Source organism: Caballeronia glebae (assembly GCF_001545035.1).
Taxonomy (GTDB): domain Bacteria; phylum Pseudomonadota; class Gammaproteobacteria; order Burkholderiales; family Burkholderiaceae; genus Caballeronia; species Caballeronia glebae.
Window position 1 is genome coordinate 1 of sequence record NZ_FCOJ02000052.1, and the last position, 19,600, is coordinate 19,600.

The window sequence follows — 19,600 nt, forward strand, 5'->3', positions numbered from 1 at the left end:
TTTCTGGTCGGGGCGAGAGGATTTGAACCTCCGACCACCTGCACCCCATGCAGGTACGCTACCAGGCTGCGCTACGCCCCGAAAGAGCGAAAGTATATCAGAGAGAAACGAATAGTAGAACTGCTTCGAACAATTTCGCTGTTGCACTCACTAAATTCACTCGCCGCGCGTCAGAGCGTCAACTCCGACCGCGTATACGGCGAGGTTTGGATCTGCAGCGTGCCTTCGCGCTCGGCCGGCGCTCCGTCATGCGAGAGAGCGCGCGCGAAGCGCTGACGCCTGCGGAACCGCAATGCCAGGAACAGCGAAATCGCGCCTGGGATCAGATACGTGACGACGCGCTCGCTCCACGCGATCCTGGAGCCGAAGCTGTCATACGGCGTGCGCGCATTGAAGCCTGCGGACGCGAAGATCATCGTCAACGTGAAGTCCAGCAGCATGGCCGCGAAGCACAGAAACAGGAAAATCAGGGCGCCGTTCCACTTCAGACTGCGTTCACTCGCATTCAACGTGCGGCAGACAAACAGCGTGAAGCCCAACAAGCCCAGAATAAAAACCAAAGGAAGCCAGGGAAAATGCATGTCGCGCTTGCCTCGCGTGCGGGTGACAGGGGCGATCCCGGCGGCGCGCAAGATGGATGGACTTTTGTCGCATCTGGCACGCGAGATCCGGAAGCGAGCGCGATCATTACACGCGAGTTTCGGCGCTAAAATAAGAGTAATCCTAATCACATTGGCCGGTCAGCCAGCGACTCCGACAGGAAATCGATGAAAGTCCGCACCTTCGTCGTCATGTATTTGCGGCTCGTGTACACCGCGTACACCGACGGCGAGAACGCCGAATAGCTCGGCAGCACGCGCACGAGCGAGCCCGATGCCAGCTCCGGCTCGACGATCCACAGCGGAAAGTACGCGAGTCCGAGCCCGGCGCGCACGAGTTGCAGGGCCATCGACGTATCGTTGGTCTTCAGCACGGCCTGGTTCTTCACGGTGAACGCGCCGTCGGGCCCCGTCAATGTCACGGAATCGATGTTCGTATACGTCGGCAAGACAAAGCGATGACGCGCGACGTCGTCCGGATGAAGCAGCTTGCCGTGCCGTTCGAGATAGGCGCGCGAGCCCGCGAGCACGAAGGGCATCTTGCACAGCGGCCGCACGATCAGCGAGGGCGACGGCTCCGAGGTCGCGCGGATCGCCATGTCGTAGCCTTCCTCGACGAGATCGACGAAGCGATTTTCCAGCCGCAGATCGACGAGCACGCCGGGATAGCGCGCCTGATAAGCGACGAGCAGATCCGCGAACTTGCGATTGGCGAACCAGCCGGGCGCCGTGACCTTGAGCACGCCTTGCGGTTGCGCCGTTTGCACGCCGACGGCGGCTTGCGCGGCCTGCAGGATATCGAGCGCCTCGCTGCACTGCTCGTAGTAGACGTTGCCGGCTTCCGTAAGACTCAGATGCCGCGTCGTGCGGTTCAGAAGGCGCACGCCCAGTTGGCGTTCGAGATTGGCGACGTGCTTGCTCGTCATCGCGGTGGATATGTCGAGCCGTTCCGCCGCTTTCACGAAGCTTCCCGCCTCGACGACTTCGCGGAACACACGCAAGCTGGTCAAAGCATCCATCGATCATTTCCTGTCGGGAAACAAAACGCTAATGTTAGCCGGATTTATCGACGGACGATCACTGCCTAAACTCAAGTAATTCACCTTCAGAGGAGTTCTGCGATGTTCACGACTCAAGCTCGCCCGGCCACGACAAGCGCGCCCGCGCTCGCCGGCTACGCTCACGCGCTGCTGCGCATCGTCGCTTCGTATCTGCTGCTCACGCACGCGAGCGCGAAACTGTTCCACGTTCCGCATATCGCGATGTTCGACGGCTTGCCGCTGTTCTCGTTGCTCGGCGCGGCGGGCATCATCGAATTGATCGGCGGCGTGCTCGTGCTGATCGGCTTGTTCACGCGCGCGGCGGCGTTCGTGCTGTCGGGCGAACTGGCGTTCGCGTATTTCATCGGGCACGCGCCGAATGGGCACTTCTTTTTGCCGCTTCTGAATCAGGGCGAACCGGCCGTGCTGCTGTCGTTCATCTATTTGTTCATCGCGGCGGCGGGCCCGGGCGCGTGGAGCATCGACAAGCGGCGTTGAGGCCTATTTAGGCCATTCGTCGAGTTCGTCGTTGAAGAGCGAAGCGACGACGCCGCGCAGCCACATCGTGCGCGCATCGTTGTGAAACTTGCGGTGCCAGTGCTGTTTCAGATCGAAGCGCGGCAACGCGAGCGGCGGCTCGGCGAGCGTGATCGAGGCGTGCTCGGCGACATACGCGAAGCCGATCGCATGCGGCACCGTCGCGATCAGATCGGTGCGCGACAGGATGAAGGGCAGGCTCATGAAGTGCGGCGTTTCGAGCACCGCGCGCCGCCGCACGCGCTGCTTGTCGAGATAGTTCTCCAGAACCTCCTGGCTGCGACCTTCCGCGCGTACGACCGCGTGGCCGCATTCCATGAAGCGTTCGAGCGTGAGCGGCTGGTTCGCGAACGGATGATCGCGTCGCATCAGACAGATGAAACGATGCGAGAAGAGCCGCTGCTGGAAGAAGTTATTGCCGCGCAAGTCTGGAAAGTATCCGACCGCCAGATCGATGTCGCCGGCTTCGAGCCCGCGCTCGACGTCGCCGTGCGAAGCCGACACCGAGCGCAGATTCGCGTTCGGCGCCTTGTTCGCGAAGGCCTGCAGCAGGCGCGGCAGAAACACGATTTCGCCGACATCGGAAAGGGCGATCGAAAACGTCTCGGTGCTCGTCGAAGGATCGAAGTGCTGCCGGTCGAGCAGGCCGCGCTCGATTCGCGCCAGCGCCTCGCGCGCCGCGGGCACGAGCGCGAGGGTGCGCGGCGTCGGTTCCATGCCGCGCGAAGTGCGCACGAAAAGCGGATCGTTGAAGTATTCGCGCAGACGCGCAAGCGCCGTCGACACGCGCGGCTGACTCACGCCGAGCCGCTCGGCGGCGCGGCTCACGTTGCGCGTCTCCTCGATGGCGACGAGGTACGGAATCAGGTTGAGATCGAGATCGTTCATGGTAGAGCGGCTGCCTCCTCGCGCGTCGATGGCCGATGCGGTGTCATCCACGCCGCGCGACCATGTCCGACACGCGCTGGGCCGCTTCCTGCAGTGGTTCGAGATACGCCTTCACCATCTGCTTCGCGCTTTTGCGCTGCGCGTTGCCGCTGATGTTCAGCGCCGCGATCACGCGGCCTTGCCGGTCGCGGATCGGCGCGGACATCGAAATCAAGCCTTCCTCCAGTTCCTGATCGACGATCGCCCAACCCTGGCGGCGCACCGCGGCGATGGCTTCCTTGAGCGCGCTCTTGTCGACGATCGTGCGCGGCGTGCGCGCGACGAGCGAACTCGAATCGAGCGCTTCGTCGAGGCGCGCTTCGTCGAGCGCGGCGAGCAGGACACGGCCCATCGACGTGCAGAACGCGGGCAGACGGCTGCCGATAGACAGATTCTGCGTGATGATCTTGTGCGTCGGCACGCGCAGCACATAGACGATTTCCGCGCCGTTCAGCACGGCCGCCGAGCAGCTTTCGTGCACCTGCTCGACGAGATCTTCCATCACCGGCTCCGCGAGATTCCAGAAGGGCATCGACGTGAGATACGCGAAGCCGAGATCGAGGATCTTCGGCGTCAACTGAAAGAGCCGCCCGTCCGCCTCGACATAGCCGAGCGCCTGCAGCGTCAGAAGAATGCGGCGCGCGCCCGCGCGCGTGAGGCCCGTGGCGGCGGCGACATCGGTCAGCGTCTGGGCGGGGCGGTTGGCATCGAACGAGCGGATGACGGCGAGTCCGCGCGCGAACGACTGCACGTAGGCATCGCCGGGGCGCGTCTGCGCGTCTTGCGGCTCGGCATCCGGATTGAGCGTGGCTGAATTCTTCATAAGACCTGTCATGAAAGCGCGAACGGACGATGAACCCCGTGAAAACCCGCAGTTTGCAGATGCTTCGTTGACACGACAACGAATGCCGGACTAACATGCCGATGTTCGCTAAACGAATCCATGTTCGCATGACGAACATTCTGAAGCAAGTCTGATTACCAACTGGTAAACCCGAATTCGGGAAGCGCGGTTTGAGAACCGGCTCTCCCGGGACAGCAGAAGGAACGGCACATGATCAACAAGATTTTCGATTCGCTCGCCTCGGCCGTGGCCGACGTCCACGACGGCGCGACCATCATGATCGGCGGTTTCGGCACGGCGGGCATGCCGTCCGAGCTGATCGACGCGTTGATCGAGCAAGGCGCGCGCGAGCTCACGATCGTCAACAACAACGCCGGCAACGGCGACACGGGCCTGGCCGCGCTGCTCAAGGCGAAGCGCGTGCGCAAGATCATCTGTTCGTTCCCGCGCCAGTCAGATTCGCACGTGTTCGACGCGCTCTATCGCGCGGGCGAAATCGAGCTGGAACTCGTGCCGCAAGGCAATCTGGCTGAGCGTATTCGCGCGGCGGGCGCGGGCATCGGCGGATTTTTCACGCCGACCGGCTACGGCACGAAGCTCGCGGAAGGTAAGGAAACGCGCGTGATCGACGGCAAGCATTACGTGCTCGAAGCGCCGCTGCACGCGGATTTCGCGCTCGTGAAGGCATATAAGGGCGACCGCTGGGGCAATCTGGTCTATCGTAAAACTGCCCGCAACTTCGGTCCGATCATGGCGAGCGCCGCGAAAACGGCCATCGTGCAAGTCTCGAAGGTCGTGGCGCTCGGCGAGCTGGACCCCGAAAACATCGTGACGCCGGGCATTTTCGTGCAGCGCGTCGTGGAAGTGCCGCAAGCGGTGCACGCAGCGGAACTCGCAGCCTAAGGACAAAAGCCATGAAGAAACTCTCCCGTGACGAAATGGCCAAGCGCGTGGCCGCGGACATTCCCGAAGGCGCGTATGTGAACCTGGGCATCGGCGTGCCGACGCTCGTCGCCAATCATCTCGCGGCGGACCGCGAAATCTTCCTGCACAGCGAAAACGGCTTGCTCGGCATGGGTCCGGCGCCCGCGAAAGGCTCCGAAGACGACGAACTCATCAACGCCGGCAAGCAGCACGTGACGCTGCTCACGGGCGGCGCGTATTTCCATCACGCCGATTCTTTCGCGATGATGCGCGGCGGCCATCTCGACTTCTGCGTGCTCGGCGCGTTTCAGGTATCGGCGACGGGCGATCTCGCGAACTGGCACACTGGCGCGCCCGACGCGATTCCGGCTGTCGGCGGCGCGATGGATCTCGCGATCGGCGCAAAGCAGGTCTACGTGATGATGGAACTGCTCACGAAGCAGGGCGAAAGCAAGCTGGTCGACGTGTGCACGTATCCGGTGACGGGCGTTGCGTGCGTGAATCGCGTGTACACGGATCTCGCCGTGTTCGACGTCACGCCGGAAGGCCTCGTCGTGCGCGAGATCGTGGAAGGCTTGTCGTTCGAAGAGTTGCAGAAGCTGGCCCAGGTGCCGCTTCAATTCGCGCCGCTGACCGAAGCCGCCTGACGCCCGAAAGACATAAGAGAACTGGAGCAACTGATGAAAGAAGCTTTCGTATGTGATGCCATCCGCACGCCGATCGGCCGTTACGGCGGTTCGCTCGCTTCCGTGCGAGCCGACGATCTCGGCGCCGTGCCGTTGCGCGCGCTAGTCGAGCGCAACAAGGAAGTGGACTGGGAAGCCATCGACGAAGTGATCTACGGCTGCGCGAATCAAGCGGGCGAAGACAATCGCAACGTCGCGCGCATGTCGGCGCTGCTCGCGGGCCTGCCAATCGGCACGCCGGGCTCGACCGTGAACCGCCTGTGCGGTTCGGGCATGGACGCGATCGGCATCGCGGCGCGCGCGATCAAGGCGGGCGAGACGAGCCTGATGATCGCGGGCGGCGTCGAAAGCATGAGCCGCGCGCCGTTCGTGATGGGCAAGGCGACGAGTGCGTTCTCGCGTTCCGCCGAGATCCACGACACGACCATCGGCTGGCGTTTCATCAATCCGCTGATGAAGAAGCAATACGGCGTCGATTCGATGCCCGAGACCGCCGAAAACGTCGCGGACGATTACAAGATCAGCCGCGCCGATCAGGACGCGTTCGCATTGCGCTCGCAGCAAAAGGCGGCGCGCGCGCAGAAGGACGGCACGCTGGCGCAGGAAATCGTCGCGGTGACGATTGCGCAGAAGAAGGGCGACGCGCTCGTCGTGGACCGCGATGAGCATCCGCGTGAAACCAGCCTCGAAGCGCTCGCAAAGCTGAAGGGCGTCGTGCGTCCGGACGGCTCGGTGACGGCGGGCAACGCGTCGGGCGTGAACGACGGCGCGGTCGCCATGCTGATCGCCGACGAGCAAAGCGCGAAGCGCAACGGCCTCACGCCGCGCGCGCGCATCCTCGGGCTCGCGACGGCCGGCGTGGCGCCGCGCGTGATGGGCATCGGCCCGGGCCCGGCGTCGCAGAAACTGCTTGCGCGTCTTGGCATGACCATCGACCAGATGGATGTGATCGAGCTGAACGAAGCGTTCGCATCGCAAGGGCTTGCCACGCTGCGCATGCTCGGCGTCGGCGACGACGATCCGCGCGTCAATCCGAACGGCGGCGCGATCGCGCTCGGCCATCCGCTCGGCGCGTCGGGCGCGCGGCTCGTCACGACCGCGAGCTACCAGTTGCATCGCACGGGCGGCCGTTATGCGCTTTGCACGATGTGCATCGGCGTGGGCCAGGGCATCGCGATGATCATCGAGCGTGTCTGACCCGATGTTCGCATCCACGGGACGTCTCACCGATCTCATTTGCGGCAACGCAGCCGCGAACGAGATCTGGTCGCCGCGCGCGACCGTGCAGGCGATGCTCGACGTCGAAGCCGCGCTCGCGCGTGCTTCGGCGCTGCATGGCGTGATTCCGCCGGGCGCGGTCGAGGCGATCGTCGCCGCGTGCGACGCCGATAACATCGACGCCGATGCATTGATGACCGGCGCCGCGGCGGGCGGCAATCTCGCGATTCCGCTCGTCAAGCAACTGACGGCCGTGGTGAAGGCGCGCGACGCCGAAGCCGCGAAGTACGTGCACTGGGGCGCGACGAGCCAGGACATCATCGATACCGGCGTCGTGCTGCAATTGCGCGCTTTCCTCGACTCGATCGATACGGATCTGCGTGCGCTTTCCGATGCGCTCGTCGTGCAGGCGCAAGCTCACCGGACAACGCCGATGATCGGGCGCACCTGGCTTCAGCAGGCGCTGCCGGTCACGCTCGGTCTGAAGTTCGCGCAGTGGCTCGATGCGGTGACGCGTCATCGCGAGCGTCTTGGCGAGTTAAAGGCGCGCGCGCTCGTGCTGCAATTCGGCGGCGCGGCGGGCACGCTCGCGAGTCTGCGCGAGAACGCATTGCCGGTCGCTGCATCGCTTGCGCAAGATTTGAAGCTGACGCTTCCCTCATTGCCGTGGCACACGCAGCGCGATCGCATCGCGGAAGCCGCGTCGTTTCTCGGCATGCTGACGGGTTCGCTCGGCAAGATCGCGCGCGACATTTCGCTCATGATGCAGACCGAACTCGGCGAAGTCGCCGAACCGGCTGCGGCAGGCAAGGGCGGCTCGTCGACGATGCCGCACAAGCGCAATCCGGTCGGCTGCGCGGCCGTGCTCACGGCGGCGACGCGTGCGCCGAACCTCGTCGCGACGATCTTCGCGGGCATGGTTCAGGAGCACGAACGCGCGCTGGGCGGCTGGCAGGCCGAATGGGAGGCGCTGCCCGATCTCGCGCGTCTGACGGCGGGCGCCTTGTCGAATATCGTGGGCATCGTTGCGGCGCTGGAAGTCAATGTCGAACGGCTCGCGCGCAATCTCGACGTGACCAACGGACTGATTCTCGGCGAAGCGGTGATGCTCGCGCTCGGCGACGCCATCGGCCGGCTCGACGCGCACAAGCTGGTCGAAGGCGCATCGAAGGCGTCGGTCGCGAATGGCGGCTCGCTCTTCGACGAACTCGCCGCGAACGAAACCGTCACGCGTCCTCTGTCGCACGATCAATTGAAATCGTTGCTCGATCCGGCGAACTACGTCGGACAGGCGCAAGCGTTCGTCGATGCCGCCATCGCGAACGCTCACTCGAAAAAACAGGAGCGGTAAAAACATGCCTCTTGCCGAAGTCAACGGAACACGGATTCACTATCGCATCGATGCGACGGCGGGCGACCACGCGCCGTGGCTCGTGCTGTCGAATTCGCTCGGCGCCGATGTCTCGATGTGGACGCCGAACATCGAGGCGTTCGCTGCGCACTTTCGCGTGCTGCGCTACGACACGCGCGGCCACGGCCATTCGGACGTGCCGGCCGGCCCGTACACGATCGACCAGCTCATCGGCGACGTGATCGGCCTGATGGATCATCTGAAAATCGAGCGCGCGAACTACTGCGGCTTGTCGATGGGCGGGCTGACCGGCGTCGGACTGGCCGCGCGTCATCCGGAGCGCTTCTCGCGCGTGGTGTTGTCGAATACGGCCGCGCTGATCGGCTCGGACGCCGTGTGGACGCCGCGCGCCGCGAAAGCGCGCGAGCCGGGCGGCATGCCCGCGCTGACCGACGCCGTGATCGCGCGCTGGTTCACCGCGCCGTTCATCGAGCGCGAGCAACTCGAACTCGCGAACATTCGCGATGTGTTCCGCCACACGTCGGGCGACGGCTACGCGTCGAACTGCGAGGCGATCCGCGATGCGGACCTGCGCGGCGAAGCGAAGACGATCAAGCTGCCCGTGCTTGTTATTTCCGGCACGCACGATCTGTCGACCACGGCCGAGCAGGGCCGCGAGCTTGCGGGTTATATCGACGGCTCGCGCTACCTCGAACTGGACGCGGCGCATCTGTCGAACATCGAAAAGCGCGACGACTACACGCGCGCCGTCCTCGACTTCCTCGGAGAATAAAGATGACCGACGACGAACGTTACGAAGCCGGGATGAAGGTGCGCCGCGCGGTGCTGTCCGACGCGCACGTCGACCGCTCGCTTGAGAATCGCACCGAGCTTACGACCGAATTCCAGAATTTCATCACGCGCTACGCATGGGGCGAAATCTGGACGCGCGAGGGCCTGCCGCGTCACACGCGCAGTCTTCTCACGATCGCGATGATGGTCGCGTTGAACCGCGGCGAAGAACTCGCGCTGCATTTGCGCGCCGCCAAAAACAACGGCGTCACGCAGGACGAAATCAAGGAAGTGCTGTTGCAGACCGCGGTGTACTGCGGCGTGCCGGCGGCGAATTCGGCATTCCACCTCGCGCAGAAGATCTTCGACGAGGAGAGCAAGGCGTAGTCGCCACGCGGCTTCGACAGGAAACCGTCTCCGGGAAACCGGAGACGGTTTTTTGCTTTCTGGACTCAGAAGGCGTAGTACGGCCCCGGTCCCGCCGGCGTCGCGCGTCCGGAGAGCGCCGTGAACACGCGCCGGCCATAGAAGAACGGCAGGCCCCAGTCGAAGCCGCCGCTCGCGGCGCCGGCGAGATTGTCGAAGGCGAAGTTGCCCGAGCCGAACAAGGCCGTCGATTGTGCGACCGTGAAGCTCACCGCGCTCTGCGCGCCGCTCGACGAGCGGATCGTCGCGGTGATAGTTTGCGGCGTCGACGGGCAATACCACACGCCGCATCGGGCGAGCGTCGTCGACGGGAAGAAGACGCCGTTCGATCCGCTGTCGATGAAGCTCGACCCGTACTGGTTGCTGCCGAAATCCGTCGTCACGTAGCCGGAACTCGAACTCGATTTGAGCACCGTCGCGGAGCCGAGCAGATTGTTCGACTGCGAGCCGATGCCGAAGGTCATCGTCCCCGCGACCGCCGACGCGCCGCTGTCCGGCACGTCGGGCAGTTCGATCAGCACGCCGTTGTTGTCGGAGGCGAAGTTCGCGACCGGGTTCGTCACTTGTTGCGCAACCGCCAGCGCGCCCGCGACGCAGTTGCCCGAGACGCAGTTGTAGTACCAGCGGGGCAGCGCGGAGGCCGCGCAACTCGCGCCGCAGTCGGCGGCGAAGGGTCCGACGCCGAGAATGCCGTTGCCGCGCAAGCTCGACGCGGTGAGCATCGGCAGCCCGGACTGGCTGCAGTCCTGCGCCGCGTTGCCCGCGGCGGTGTCGGCGATCAGTTGCACCGGCGTCGAGCGTGCGACCTGGCTTGCGAGCCGTACATCGGCCGTGCGCACCGCGCCCCACGTGTAGCCCGAGCCGAACACGGCGCATTCCGCGACGATCGCGCTCTGGCTGCCGCCCGCGACGAGCGGCAGCACGATCGAAGGATCGAGCGCGGACGCCAGCACTCTCAGGCCGTGCGAACCGGTATCGACTTGAATGTTGTCGATGGTCTGACAGGTGTCCGTGCCGGGCACGCAGATCGTGACGCTGGTTTGCAGCATGTTGCGCGTGTTGGTCGGCGTGCTGACGACACGGACGGCCTGGACGTTGGGCGTCGTCGATTGCGGCACGCTCGTGTCGGCGGATGGGGATGACGACGGCGCGCTCGCGGGCGGCGCGGCGCTGGCCGTTTCGGGCGCGCTGGCCTGCTGCGGCGACGCAGCGGTACTTCCGCTAGAGCCGCCGCCTCCGCAGGCGTGCAGCAGAGCGCAAAGCGCGAGGGCCGGAATCGAGAGGAAGGCACGGGTGTTCATGTTCGACCTCTTACTCAATATCCGTGGAGTTCACGCCCGGCGGCAGAGCGCTCGCGAGCCATGCGCGGCCGGTGAATTCGCGCAGCCGCACGCGATTTTCGACGACGAGATCGTCCTTGGCGACGCGCGACGTATGCAAACCTGCATCGCCGGCCGACGCGTTCGCGCCTTGCCTGAACGTCTCGAAATAACTGCCGAGCAGCGACTGGACATCCGGCATCGCGGGGCCGCGCCACGAAACCGCGTACACCGCGCCGCTCGAATCCACGTACTCACGCACGGCGATGCCGTTGGCGTCGGTCGTTTCGTGATATCGCACGAGGCCGCCCTGCGCCTGATGCACGACATCGCCCTGCGACGCGCTCGCGGCGCGCCCGGTCGCGCCGAGTTGAGCGTGCGCGGCAACCGACGAGCCGATCGCGAGGAATGTCAGGCAAGTCGCTGCGTAGTGAGGAATTCTGATTTTTCTCATCACGTTCTCTCCGATATTTAGGACTGTTCTTATTTTCGAGATGCGATTTTATGAGGAAGTCGGAACAAAGCGATATGCGCCGATGCGTCCGCGCGAGGAGGGCGGATTCGCGATGGAGGGAAAGAAGCCTAGATGAATCAGTATGTTACGAAGATTGAAAAGTTGAATTGCCGATTTTCCGAATTGTCATAAATTGTCAATTCGACGTGAAGCGACTTAAATGGAGAAATGCAAAGGCGCCATTTTGCTGCTCGTAAGCTGCTTTCGTCATCGAAAGGCAACGTTCAGCGGGCGCGCTGCGGGTGCTCGGCGGAGACGCTCGAACCTCTTTTTTTGTCACGACGCGCGGCGGACCGGTAAAATAACGGGTTGATCCACGGAGAACGCCCGTGGCGTAGCGGAAGGACTTCTCCAAATGACAGATTTTCGTGTAACGAAGCGGATGGCTGCGCTTTTCGCGGTGGCCGGAATCGTGGCGGGATGTGGCTCGACCAATCCCAATGCATTCAACTACAAGAGCGATCAGCGTTCGAAACAGGTGTCTCTCGCCGTTCCGCCGAACCTGCTCGACGAAGCGGTCGACCAGCGTTCGCTGCCGCCTCAGGGCGGGCAGGCATCGCTGTCCGAGCTGCAGCAGGTCCAGAAAGTCGCACCGAACGCGCCTACGGTGGTTCCGCCGGTGTCGGGCATGCACGTCCAGCGCGACGGCACCGAGCGCTGGCTCGTCGTCGACGGCAAGACGCCCGATCAGGTGTGGCCGCAGATTCGCCGTTTCTGGCAGGAGCAAGGCTTCCTGCTCGTCGTCGATCAGCGCGACAAGGGCGTGATGGAAACGGACTGGAACGAAACCCATCCGCAGATTTCCGACGGCCTGATCCGCGACACGCTCGCCAAGGCAACCGGCAACTCGTATGTCACGGCCGAGCGCAACAAGTACCGCACGCGTCTGGAAGCGGCGCCGAGCGGCGGCACGTATGTGTTCATCAGCCAGAAGGGCATGCGCGAGGCGCTGACCGGCGTGAACAACGACACGAGCCAGTGGCAGGCGCGCCCGAACGATCCGGCGCTCGAAAACGAATACCTGAAGCGCCTGATGTCCTCGCTCGCGTTGGCCGATCAGCGGGCGGCTTCCGGCGGCGCGACGTCGCTCGACACGCCGGTTGCCGCCGGTGCAGCGGGCGCCGCGGGTGCGCAAGCCGCGAAGGGTGGCGATTCGAAGGCGGCGTCGGTCGCGGCGCAGAACGTCGTGAACGCGGGCAACTCGCCGATCCGCAACGAAGTCGTGCCCGAGGCCGCGTCCTCGCAACTCACTTTGCCGGAAGCCTATGACCGCGCGTGGTTGCGCGTGGGCATCGCGCTCGATCGCGCCAGCTTCACGGTGGACGACCGCGACCGCAGCAAGGGCGTCTACTACGTGCGCTACGTCGACCCGACCGACAAGAAGTCGGCGGAGCAGGGTTTCTGGAGCCAGGTGTTCCATGGCCGCACGGAAATGAAGGCGAAGCAGTATCAGATCAACGTGCGCGCCGTGACCGATCAGCAGACGCGCGTCGCGATCGTCGACGACAAGGGAAATCTCGATGCGTCGCCGCAAGCTCGTCAGATCATGGCTTTGCTTGCCGACCAGATCAGCTGATCGTTTTTAAGTCCAATCCCGCAGAAACCGCCTCCTTCGCGAGGCGGTTTTTTTTTGAGCCATCGCCGTCGCGCCGTCCGCGCAAACGATTTCTTCGGCATGCGCGGAAATGCGAGCGTGAAGTAATAATTGCGCAGACAATTCTTTCTATCGGGAAATGTGCGCAAAAGCTTATAGAAATGAACGTGCGGACAGTACATTGCATCAATGGCGAAATTCACCCGCCCGACGTTCTTCGAAAGCGCGCTCATCAGGCACGTTGCACCGACAAACAGACGATTGGCTCGCCACGCGCGAGCCCCGATGGCCCCGTCGCCTATCCTCGTAGGGCGACGGTTTTTGCCCGCGTTTCTCTCGGAACGCGGGCTTTTTCTTTGGCCCTGATCTGGCGTTTTCGGCGGTACGTGCGGTGCGCGGTTATGCTCCTGTTTTCATCGTTTGAGTGAAAACAGGAGAATGCTCATGTCGGAAGTTGCAGTCGTCGCTATTTTGGTCGCCAAGCCGGGCAAGGAAGAGGAACTGAGGCAAGTGCTGGAAGCGAACGTCGAGCCGACGCGCAAGGAAGCCGGTGCGCTGCAATACGACTTGCACCGCGACATCAAGGAGCCGCGGCGCTTCATCTTCGTCGAGCGCTGGGACAGTGAGGCGGCGCTCGCGAAGCACGGCGAGTCGGCGCATATTCAGGTGTTTCGAGCCAAGTCGCCGGATTTGTGCGAGCACGCCGAGGTGCGTGTCGCGAGCAAGATTCTCTGACGGACGGAATACCGCTTTTAGTGCGTTTCCTGCGGGACGTCGAGGATCAGGATGATGGTCCAGTCGGCGTCGCCGTCGTGATGATACTGGCGCTCCGCGACGATGAACGGCTGCTGCTTGCCGGCCGGCCCGAGGAAGAGCACGTCGCCTTCCATCGGCAGGCATTCGACGGGCGGCAGCGCCAGATACGAGTCCTTGTTCACGTTGCGCGGCATCAGTTTTTCGATTTTGCGCGATGCCGCTTCGGTCCATTCGATGTCGAGCTGGATATTGCTCATGCTGTCGTTCGCACGATGAGTGCGCTCCACGGTTGAATCGTTGAAAAGACGATGCGCAATGTAGCACACGCCATGCGCGATCCATGAGGCGCGACAGACGAAAAAACGGCCCGACGGCCGTTTTTTCCCGATGCGTGAAACGAAGCGAAACGCTCAGATTTCTTCGTAGAGCGGCAGCGTCAGAAATTCGGTGAATTGCGCCGACGTCGACATTTGCTCGAAGATCTTCGCCGCGCGTTCATACGGCTTCGTGTCGGCGCCCGACGCGCTGACGGCCTGCTTCACCTTCTCCAGTTCGTCGATGGTGATCTCGCGCACCATCGCCGCCGTGACCTTGCGGCCGTCGTCGAGCTTGCCCTTCGGCGAGCGGATCCACTGCCACACTTGCGAGCGCGAAATCTCGGCGGTCGCGGCGTCTTCCATCAGATTGTGGATGGGCACGCAGCCATTGCCCGCGAGCCACGAACCGAGATAGTGCACGCCGACGTTCACGTTGTTGCGCAAGCCGGCTTCGGTGATCGGCTCTTCCGGGCGGAAGTCGAGCAGGTCGTGCGCCGTCACCTGCACGTCGGTGCGCTGCTTTTCAATCTGGTTGGGCTTGTCGCCGAGCACCTTCACGAACTCTTCCATCGCGACCGGCACGAGTCCCGGATGGGCGACCCAGCCGCCGTCGTAGCCGTCGCTGGCGTCGCGCGCCTTGTCGGAGCGCACGCCGCCCATCGCGCGGTCGTTGGCCGCCGGATCGTTCTTGATCGGAATCAGCGCGGACATGCCGCCGATCGCCGGCGCGTTGCGCTTGTGGCAGGTCTTCAGCAATTCGAGCGCGTAGGCGCGCATGAACGGCGACGTCATCGTGATCTTCGCGCGGTCGGCGAGGCAGAAGTCCGTGTCGTTCTTGAACTTCTTGATCGCCGAGAAGATGTAATCCCAGCGGCCCGCGTTAAGGCCCGAGCTATGCTCGCGCAGTTCGTACAGGATTTCGTCCATCTCGAACGCGGCGAGAATGGTTTCGACGAGCACCGTCGCGCGAATCGTGCCGCGCGGAATGCCGATGCCTTCCTGCGCCGCGACGAAGATGTCGTTCCACAGACGCGCTTCGAGATGGCTTTCCATCTTCGGCAGATAGAAGTACGGGCCGCTGCCGCGCGCGATCAACTCCTTCGCGTTGTGGAACAGGAAGAGCGCGAAATCGAAGATGCCGCCCGACACGCGCTGGCCATCCACGGTGACGTGCTTTTCATCGAGATGCCAGCCGCGCGGACGCACGATCAGGGTCGCGATCTTGTCGTTGAGGCTGTACGACTTGCCGTTCTGTTCGAGCGAGATCGTGCGGCGCACCGCTTCCTTCAGGTTGGTCTGGCCGACGATCTGGTTGTCCCAGTTCGGCGCGTTCGAATCCTCGAAGTCGGTCATGTAGGAATCCGCGCCGGAGTTGAGCGCGTTGATGATCATCTTGCGCTCGACGGGCCCGGTGATTTCGACTCGACGGCGTTGCAGGTCCTTCGGCAGCGGCGCGACTTTCCAGTCGCCTTCGCGGATCGATTTCGTTTCTTCGAGGAAGCGGGGACGCTCGCCCGCATCGAGGCGTTTCGTGCGCTCGACGCGCGCGCCGAGCAATTGCTGGCGGCACGGCTCGAACTGGCGATGCAGCGACGCGACGAACGCGAGCGCTTCAGGCGTCAGGATGGTCTCGTAGCCGGGCTTGATATCGGCCGAGATTGCCATGCCTTTCGGAAGCGAAAGCGGATTCGATGGATGCGTCATGGTTTTCTCCTTGGTCGGTCAGACGGTTTTGCTAATGGTTGTTTTGAAGCAATGAAAAGGCGGCCGGTCGTTAGATGCCTGGCGGCCGCCGCGCGTTGCCTGACTTGCGCCCGCGCGATCCGGCGACCGCGCGCGCAGCGCCGCCTTCGATGAATGCGATGAGATCCGCCATGCCGCGGCCGCTGCCGTGCGGCGCGACGCCCAGCTCTTCGAGCGGCAGCGCGGCGCGGTTGATCCAGAACGTCGTGTAGCCGAACCATGTCGCGCCGGCGACGTTCCAGCCGTTGCTCGACGCGAACACGATGTCGCGCGCGGCGGCGTCGAAGGCGCGCGTGCCGAGCGCGTAGGCGGCGGGCGCGGGCTTGTAGGCGCGCGCGGCGTCGACCGACAGCGCGTGATCGAAGAGTCCGCCCATGCCGGCGCTTTTCACGGCGATATCGAGCATCGGCGGATTGCCGTTCGAAAGAATCGCGAGCGGAATGCCGAGGCCGTCGCGCAACGATCTGAGCGCGGGCAGCGTGTCGGGGAACGCGGAGAGGCACGCGTATTCGTCCATCAGGCGTTTCTCGGCGGCGCTCGTGAGCGCGTCGGCGAGTTTCAGGCGCGCGGCGGCGTGGCGCAACGCATCGATGGTGATCTTCCAGAACGGCTCGTAATGCGCGCCCGACGGGTCGGCGAGCGTGCGCAACTGCGTGTACTCGATTTGCTTGCGGCGCCAGAGTTTCGAGAGCGCGTCGCCGTGACCGGGAAAAAGCTGCTCGGCCGCCGCGACGACCGAATGGACGTCGAAAAGCGTGCCGTAAGCGTCGAAGATGACGGCGCGTGGAAGTCTGGACAGATCGATGGACGATGCGTGTGTCGTTATGGCCGACATAGCCTTGCGCTCCGTTTAGAGGTCGGAATCGATTGTATTCGTGATCTAAGTGATGGAAAAAGCACCGCAGCATCACTTGATCTTTTACTTTTGCTTACCTAATCTGTGCATCAGTACCCATATTGACGACGAACGCGCATGGATCGATTCAAGCAGATAGAGACGTTCGCCTCGGTCGTGGTGAAGGGCAGCCTGTCGGCGGCGGCGCAGGCGGAGGGCATCGCGCCAGCCGTTATCGGACGCAGGCTCGATGCGCTTGAAGAGCGGCTCGGCGTGAAGTTGCTCGTGCGCACGACGCGCCGGATCACGCTGACCTTCGAGGGCTCGGCGTTTCTCGAAGACTGCCAGCGCATCATCAACGACATGCAGAACGCGGAGGCGAGCGTGTCGGCGGGCGGCGTGAAGGCGAGCGGGCATTTGCGCGTCTCGGCGCCGGCGGGTTTCGGGCGTCGCCACGTCGCGCCGCTCGTGCCGAAATTCACGACCTTGCATCCGGATGTGTCCGTCAGTCTCGATCTGACCGACCGCATGATCGATCTCGTCAACGAGGGTTTCGATTGCGCCGTGCGTCTGGGCGAGCTGCCGGATTCGTCGCTCGTCTCGCTCAAACTCGGGGAGAACCGGCGCGTGTGCGTCGCGTCGCCGGATTATCTGGGCAGACGCGGCGAGCCCGCCGATCTCGCCGCGCTCGCGCATCACAACTGCCTCGCACTCGGCGCGTCGGCGAATCAGCAGCGCGGCTGGGTGTTCGAGCAGGACGGCAAGGTCGTGACGATCAAGGTCTCCGGCACGATGGAGTGTTCGGACGGCGCGGTGCTGCACGAATGGTGTCTCGAAGGCCGGGGCCTGGCCTGGCGTTCCTGGTGGGAAGTCGGCGAGGACATCGACGCGGGCCGCCTCGTGAGCGTGCTCGACGCGTTCGCCGCACCGCCGATCGGTATTCACGCCGTATTCCCGCAAAGACGACATTTGCCGTTGCGCGTGCGATTGTTTCTCGATCTGCTCAAGCATACGTATAACGCGACGGGGTATTGGGGTTGACCCGGCGGGCCGGAGAAAAATTCGGAATCCTATATGCAGCCATGGCGCGCAAGAGGCGGATCGCCACGCGAATGCATCGAAATTTCTCCGCCTCCGTCGCCGTTACTACAATGGAATCACGCACCATCACGTTACGGGAAGAACGCCATGTTCAAACACATCCTCGTGCCGACCGACGGCTCGGAGCTATCGCAAAAGGCCATCGACGGCGCGATCGATCTCGCGCAATCCGTCGGCGCGCGCATCACGGCTTACGCGTGCCTTCCTCAATATCCGTATTCGCCATTCGCCGATGTCGCCGTCGAGCCGCCCGATGACTTTCACGCCCGCGCCGAAAACGAAGCGCGCGAGCATCTGCGCGCGGTCGAGCGTGCCGCCGAAAGCGCCGGGGTGCCCTGCGCGAGCGTGACGAGCATCGATGCCGCGCCGTATATCGGGATCATCGAAGCGGCCGAGCAAAACGGCTGCGACGTGATTCTGATGGCGTCACACGGGCGGCGTGGAATCGGCAGCCTGCTGATCGGCAGCGAAACGCAGCGCGTGCTGACGCATACGAAGATTCCGGTCATCGTGTACCGCTGATTGCTCAAACGAAAAGCGCACGCGCGATGCGTTTTCGTTTGAGCGGCGGCGGTGGCGCGTCCCGCTTGCGCCACCGCCGCCGCTGCTTTCACCGCTCTCCCTGATTCAACCTGCCTGACGCGGTATTACGCCACCTTCTTGTCGAAGAACTGCTCGTCTTCGGTCGAGCCGTGCAGCGCGGTCGTCGAAGACTCCTTCTCGACAGTTTGCGTGACCGCGTCGAAGTAACCCGTGCCCACTTCGCGCTGATGCTTGACCGCCGTGAAGCCCCTGTCGGCGGCGGCGAATTCGGCCTGCTGCAATTCGACGAACGCGCTCATCTGCGAACGGGCGTAGCCGTGCGCGAGGTTGAACATCGAGTAGTTCAGCGCGTGGAAGCCGGCCAGCGTGATGAACTGGAACTTGTAGCCCATCGCGCCCAGTTCGCGCTGGAACTTGGCGATCGTCGCGTCGTCCAGATTTTTCTTCCAGTTGAACGACGGCGAGCAGTTGTACGACAGCATCTTGCCCGGGAATTCCTTGTGGATCGCCTCGGCGAACTTCTTCGCGTATTCGAGATCCGGCTTACCGGTTTCGCACCACACGAGATCGGCGTAGGGCGCGTAGGCGAGGCCGCGCGACACCGCCTGCTCCAGACCCGGCTTCGTGCGGAAGAAGCCTTCGACCGTGCGCTCGCCGGTGAGGAACGGCTTGTCGTTGTCGTCGACGTCGGACGTGACGAGATCGGCGGCTTCGGCGTCGGTACGGGCGATGAGCAGCGTCGGCGTGCCGCACACGTCCGCGGCCAGGCGCGCGGCCGAGAGTTTCGCGACGTTCTCGCGCGTCGGCACGAGCACCTTGCCGCCCATGTGACCGCACTTCTTGACCGACGCCAGTTGATCCTCGAAGTGCACGCCCGCGGCGCCGGCTTCGATCATCGCCTTCATCAGCTCGAATGCGTTCAGCACGCCGCCGAAGCCCGCTTCGGCATCCGCCACGATCGGCGCGAAGTAGTCGATATAGCCTTCATCGCCCGGATTCTTGCCTTCCGACCACTGAATCTGGTCGGCGCGCGTGAGCGTGTTGTTGATGCGCTTCACGACGAGCGGCACCGAGTTCGCCGGATACAGCGACTGGTCCGGATACATTTCGCCCGCGACGTTGGCATCGCCGGCCACTTGCCAGCCCGACAGATAAATCGCCTTGAGGCCGGCCTTGACCTGCTGCATCGCCTGGTTGCCGGTCAGCGCGCCGAGCGCGTTGACGAACGGCTCGTCGTTGATCGATGCCCACAGCCTCTCGGCGCCGCGTCGCGCGAGCGTGTGTTCCGGCTGCACCGAGCCGCGCAAACGCACGACGTCATCCGCCGAGTAGCCGCGCTTGATGCCCTTCCAGCGCGGATCGCTTTCCCATTGCTGCTGGAGTTGCTGAGCTTGTTGTTGGCGTGAGGTCATAGCGCTTCTCCTTGAGATTGGACTGAACGACGAATGTTGAATCGATGTTCCTGAACGACTTGAGCTCGGTGCGCCGGATTCGGCTGCCTGTGTTTGCTCAACTCTTATATAAGAGTCTAGGC

22 protein-coding genes and 1 tRNA gene are annotated in these 19,600 nt (G+C 63.6%); 11 read left to right on the forward strand and 12 right to left on the reverse strand.

All coding sequences use genetic code 11. The features are described from left to right. Nucleotides 1-4: 4 nt before the first annotated feature. The 3 genes from AWB82_RS27630 to AWB82_RS27640 form a co-directional block, all read right to left on the reverse strand. Nucleotides 5-81 (reverse strand) — tRNA-Pro (locus AWB82_RS27630). Between the two features lie 89 nt (nt 82-170). Then, nucleotides 171-632: a hypothetical protein gene (locus tag AWB82_RS27635; protein ID WP_235023469.1), complete on the reverse strand. Its 462-nt coding sequence runs from the start codon at nt 630-632 to the stop codon at nt 171-173. Nucleotides 633-727: 95 nt separating this feature from the next. Beyond that, a complete protein-coding gene (locus AWB82_RS27640; protein WP_086972512.1) occupies nt 728-1,618 on the reverse strand; it encodes a LysR family transcriptional regulator in 891 nt (296 codons plus the stop codon). Between the two features lie 102 nt (nt 1,619-1,720). On the opposite strand from AWB82_RS27640, the gene AWB82_RS27645 reads away from it, so the two are divergent. After that, nucleotides 1,721-2,137 (forward strand): DoxX family protein, encoded by a 417-nt coding sequence (locus AWB82_RS27645; RefSeq protein WP_086972513.1) that lies wholly within the window; start codon nt 1,721-1,723, stop codon nt 2,135-2,137. A 3-nt stretch (nt 2,138-2,140) separates the two neighbouring features. Here AWB82_RS27645 and AWB82_RS27650 read toward each other — a convergent pair whose 3' ends face one another. Beyond that, entirely contained in the window at nt 2,141-3,064 is a 924-nt protein-coding gene (locus AWB82_RS27650; protein ID WP_086972514.1) for a LysR family transcriptional regulator, read from the reverse strand. Nucleotides 3,065-3,107: 43 nt separating this feature from the next. Then, nucleotides 3,108-3,926: an IclR family transcriptional regulator gene (locus tag AWB82_RS27655; protein ID WP_086972515.1), complete on the reverse strand. Its 819-nt coding sequence runs from the start codon at nt 3,924-3,926 to the stop codon at nt 3,108-3,110. A 231-nt stretch (nt 3,927-4,157) separates the two neighbouring features. Here AWB82_RS27655 and AWB82_RS27660 point away from each other — a divergent pair, with 231 nt between their 5' ends. From AWB82_RS27660 to pcaC, 6 genes are read left to right on the forward strand one after another with little or no spacing between them, the layout of a single operon-like run. Next, on the forward strand, nt 4,158-4,850 hold the full coding sequence (locus AWB82_RS27660) for a 3-oxoacid CoA-transferase subunit A (protein WP_086972516.1): 693 nt from the start codon (nt 4,158-4,160) through the stop codon (nt 4,848-4,850). Between the two features lie 11 nt (nt 4,851-4,861). Next, nucleotides 4,862-5,518 (forward strand): 3-oxoacid CoA-transferase subunit B, encoded by a 657-nt coding sequence (locus AWB82_RS27665; RefSeq protein ID WP_086972517.1) that lies wholly within the window; start codon nt 4,862-4,864, stop codon nt 5,516-5,518. A 33-nt stretch (nt 5,519-5,551) separates the two neighbouring features. After that, a complete protein-coding gene (gene pcaF, locus AWB82_RS27670; protein WP_086972518.1) occupies nt 5,552-6,754 on the forward strand; it encodes a 3-oxoadipyl-CoA thiolase in 1,203 nt (400 codons plus the stop codon). A 4-nt stretch (nt 6,755-6,758) separates the two neighbouring features. Continuing rightward, nucleotides 6,759-8,126 (forward strand): 3-carboxy-cis,cis-muconate cycloisomerase, encoded by a 1,368-nt coding sequence (locus AWB82_RS27675; RefSeq protein WP_086972519.1) that lies wholly within the window; start codon nt 6,759-6,761, stop codon nt 8,124-8,126. 4 nt (nt 8,127-8,130) lie between these two features. After that, on the forward strand, nt 8,131-8,919 hold the full coding sequence (gene pcaD, locus AWB82_RS27680) for a 3-oxoadipate enol-lactonase (RefSeq protein WP_086972520.1): 789 nt from the start codon (nt 8,131-8,133) through the stop codon (nt 8,917-8,919). Between the two features lie 2 nt (nt 8,920-8,921). Next, entirely contained in the window at nt 8,922-9,305 is a 384-nt protein-coding gene (gene pcaC, locus AWB82_RS27685) for a 4-carboxymuconolactone decarboxylase (protein WP_086972521.1), read from the forward strand. 65 nt (nt 9,306-9,370) lie between these two features. Here pcaC and AWB82_RS27690 read toward each other — a convergent pair whose 3' ends face one another. Both AWB82_RS27690 and AWB82_RS27695 read right to left on the reverse strand, forming a co-directional pair. Then, complete coding sequence (locus tag AWB82_RS27690) at nt 9,371-10,645, reverse strand: DUF3443 domain-containing protein (RefSeq protein ID WP_086972522.1); 1,275 nt, start codon at nt 10,643-10,645, stop codon at nt 9,371-9,373. A gap of 10 nt (nt 10,646-10,655) precedes the next feature. After that, a complete protein-coding gene (locus tag AWB82_RS27695; protein ID WP_086972523.1) occupies nt 10,656-11,117 on the reverse strand; it encodes a DUF2844 domain-containing protein in 462 nt (153 codons plus the stop codon). A gap of 415 nt (nt 11,118-11,532) precedes the next feature. On the opposite strand from AWB82_RS27695, the gene bamC reads away from it, so the two are divergent. After that, nucleotides 11,533-12,753, forward strand: a complete 1,221-nt coding sequence (gene bamC / locus AWB82_RS27700; protein ID WP_086972524.1) for an outer membrane protein assembly factor BamC — start codon at nt 11,533-11,535, stop codon at nt 12,751-12,753. Here the strand turns inward: bamC and AWB82_RS27705 are convergent. Beyond that, nucleotides 12,717-13,004, reverse strand: coding sequence for a hypothetical protein (locus AWB82_RS27705; RefSeq protein ID WP_086972525.1), 288 nt, complete (start codon nt 13,002-13,004; stop codon nt 12,717-12,719). The genes bamC and AWB82_RS27705 overlap by 37 nt on opposite strands. A gap of 211 nt (nt 13,005-13,215) precedes the next feature. On the opposite strand from AWB82_RS27705, the gene AWB82_RS27710 reads away from it, so the two are divergent. Further along, nucleotides 13,216-13,506 carry a putative quinol monooxygenase gene (locus tag AWB82_RS27710; protein ID WP_086972526.1) on the forward strand — a complete coding sequence of 97 codons (291 nt, stop codon included), beginning with the start codon at nt 13,216-13,218 and terminating at the stop codon, nt 13,504-13,506. A 17-nt stretch (nt 13,507-13,523) separates the two neighbouring features. Here AWB82_RS27710 and AWB82_RS27715 read toward each other — a convergent pair whose 3' ends face one another. From AWB82_RS27715 to AWB82_RS27725, 3 genes are all read right to left on the reverse strand, one after another. Further along, nucleotides 13,524-13,784 carry a DNA-binding protein gene (locus AWB82_RS27715; RefSeq protein ID WP_086972557.1) on the reverse strand — a complete coding sequence of 87 codons (261 nt, stop codon included), beginning with the start codon at nt 13,782-13,784 and terminating at the stop codon, nt 13,524-13,526. 153 nt (nt 13,785-13,937) lie between these two features. Next, entirely contained in the window at nt 13,938-15,548 is a 1,611-nt protein-coding gene (aceB, locus tag AWB82_RS27720) for a malate synthase A (protein ID WP_086972527.1), read from the reverse strand. A 70-nt stretch (nt 15,549-15,618) separates the two neighbouring features. Then, nucleotides 15,619-16,422, reverse strand: a complete 804-nt coding sequence (locus tag AWB82_RS27725; RefSeq protein ID WP_086972528.1) for a haloacid dehalogenase type II — start codon at nt 16,420-16,422, stop codon at nt 15,619-15,621. A gap of 138 nt (nt 16,423-16,560) precedes the next feature. Here AWB82_RS27725 and AWB82_RS27730 point away from each other — a divergent pair, with 138 nt between their 5' ends. Both AWB82_RS27730 and AWB82_RS27735 read left to right on the forward strand, forming a co-directional pair. Beyond that, nucleotides 16,561-17,463 (forward strand): LysR family transcriptional regulator, encoded by a 903-nt coding sequence (locus AWB82_RS27730; RefSeq protein ID WP_086972529.1) that lies wholly within the window; start codon nt 16,561-16,563, stop codon nt 17,461-17,463. 147 nt (nt 17,464-17,610) lie between these two features. Beyond that, on the forward strand, nt 17,611-18,045 hold the full coding sequence (locus AWB82_RS27735; protein ID WP_061134619.1) for a universal stress protein: 435 nt from the start codon (nt 17,611-17,613) through the stop codon (nt 18,043-18,045). A gap of 125 nt (nt 18,046-18,170) precedes the next feature. Here AWB82_RS27735 and aceA read toward each other — a convergent pair whose 3' ends face one another. Then, nucleotides 18,171-19,478 (reverse strand): isocitrate lyase, encoded by a 1,308-nt coding sequence (gene aceA, locus AWB82_RS27740; RefSeq protein ID WP_086972530.1) that lies wholly within the window; start codon nt 19,476-19,478, stop codon nt 18,171-18,173. Nucleotides 19,479-19,600 lie beyond the last annotated feature (122 nt).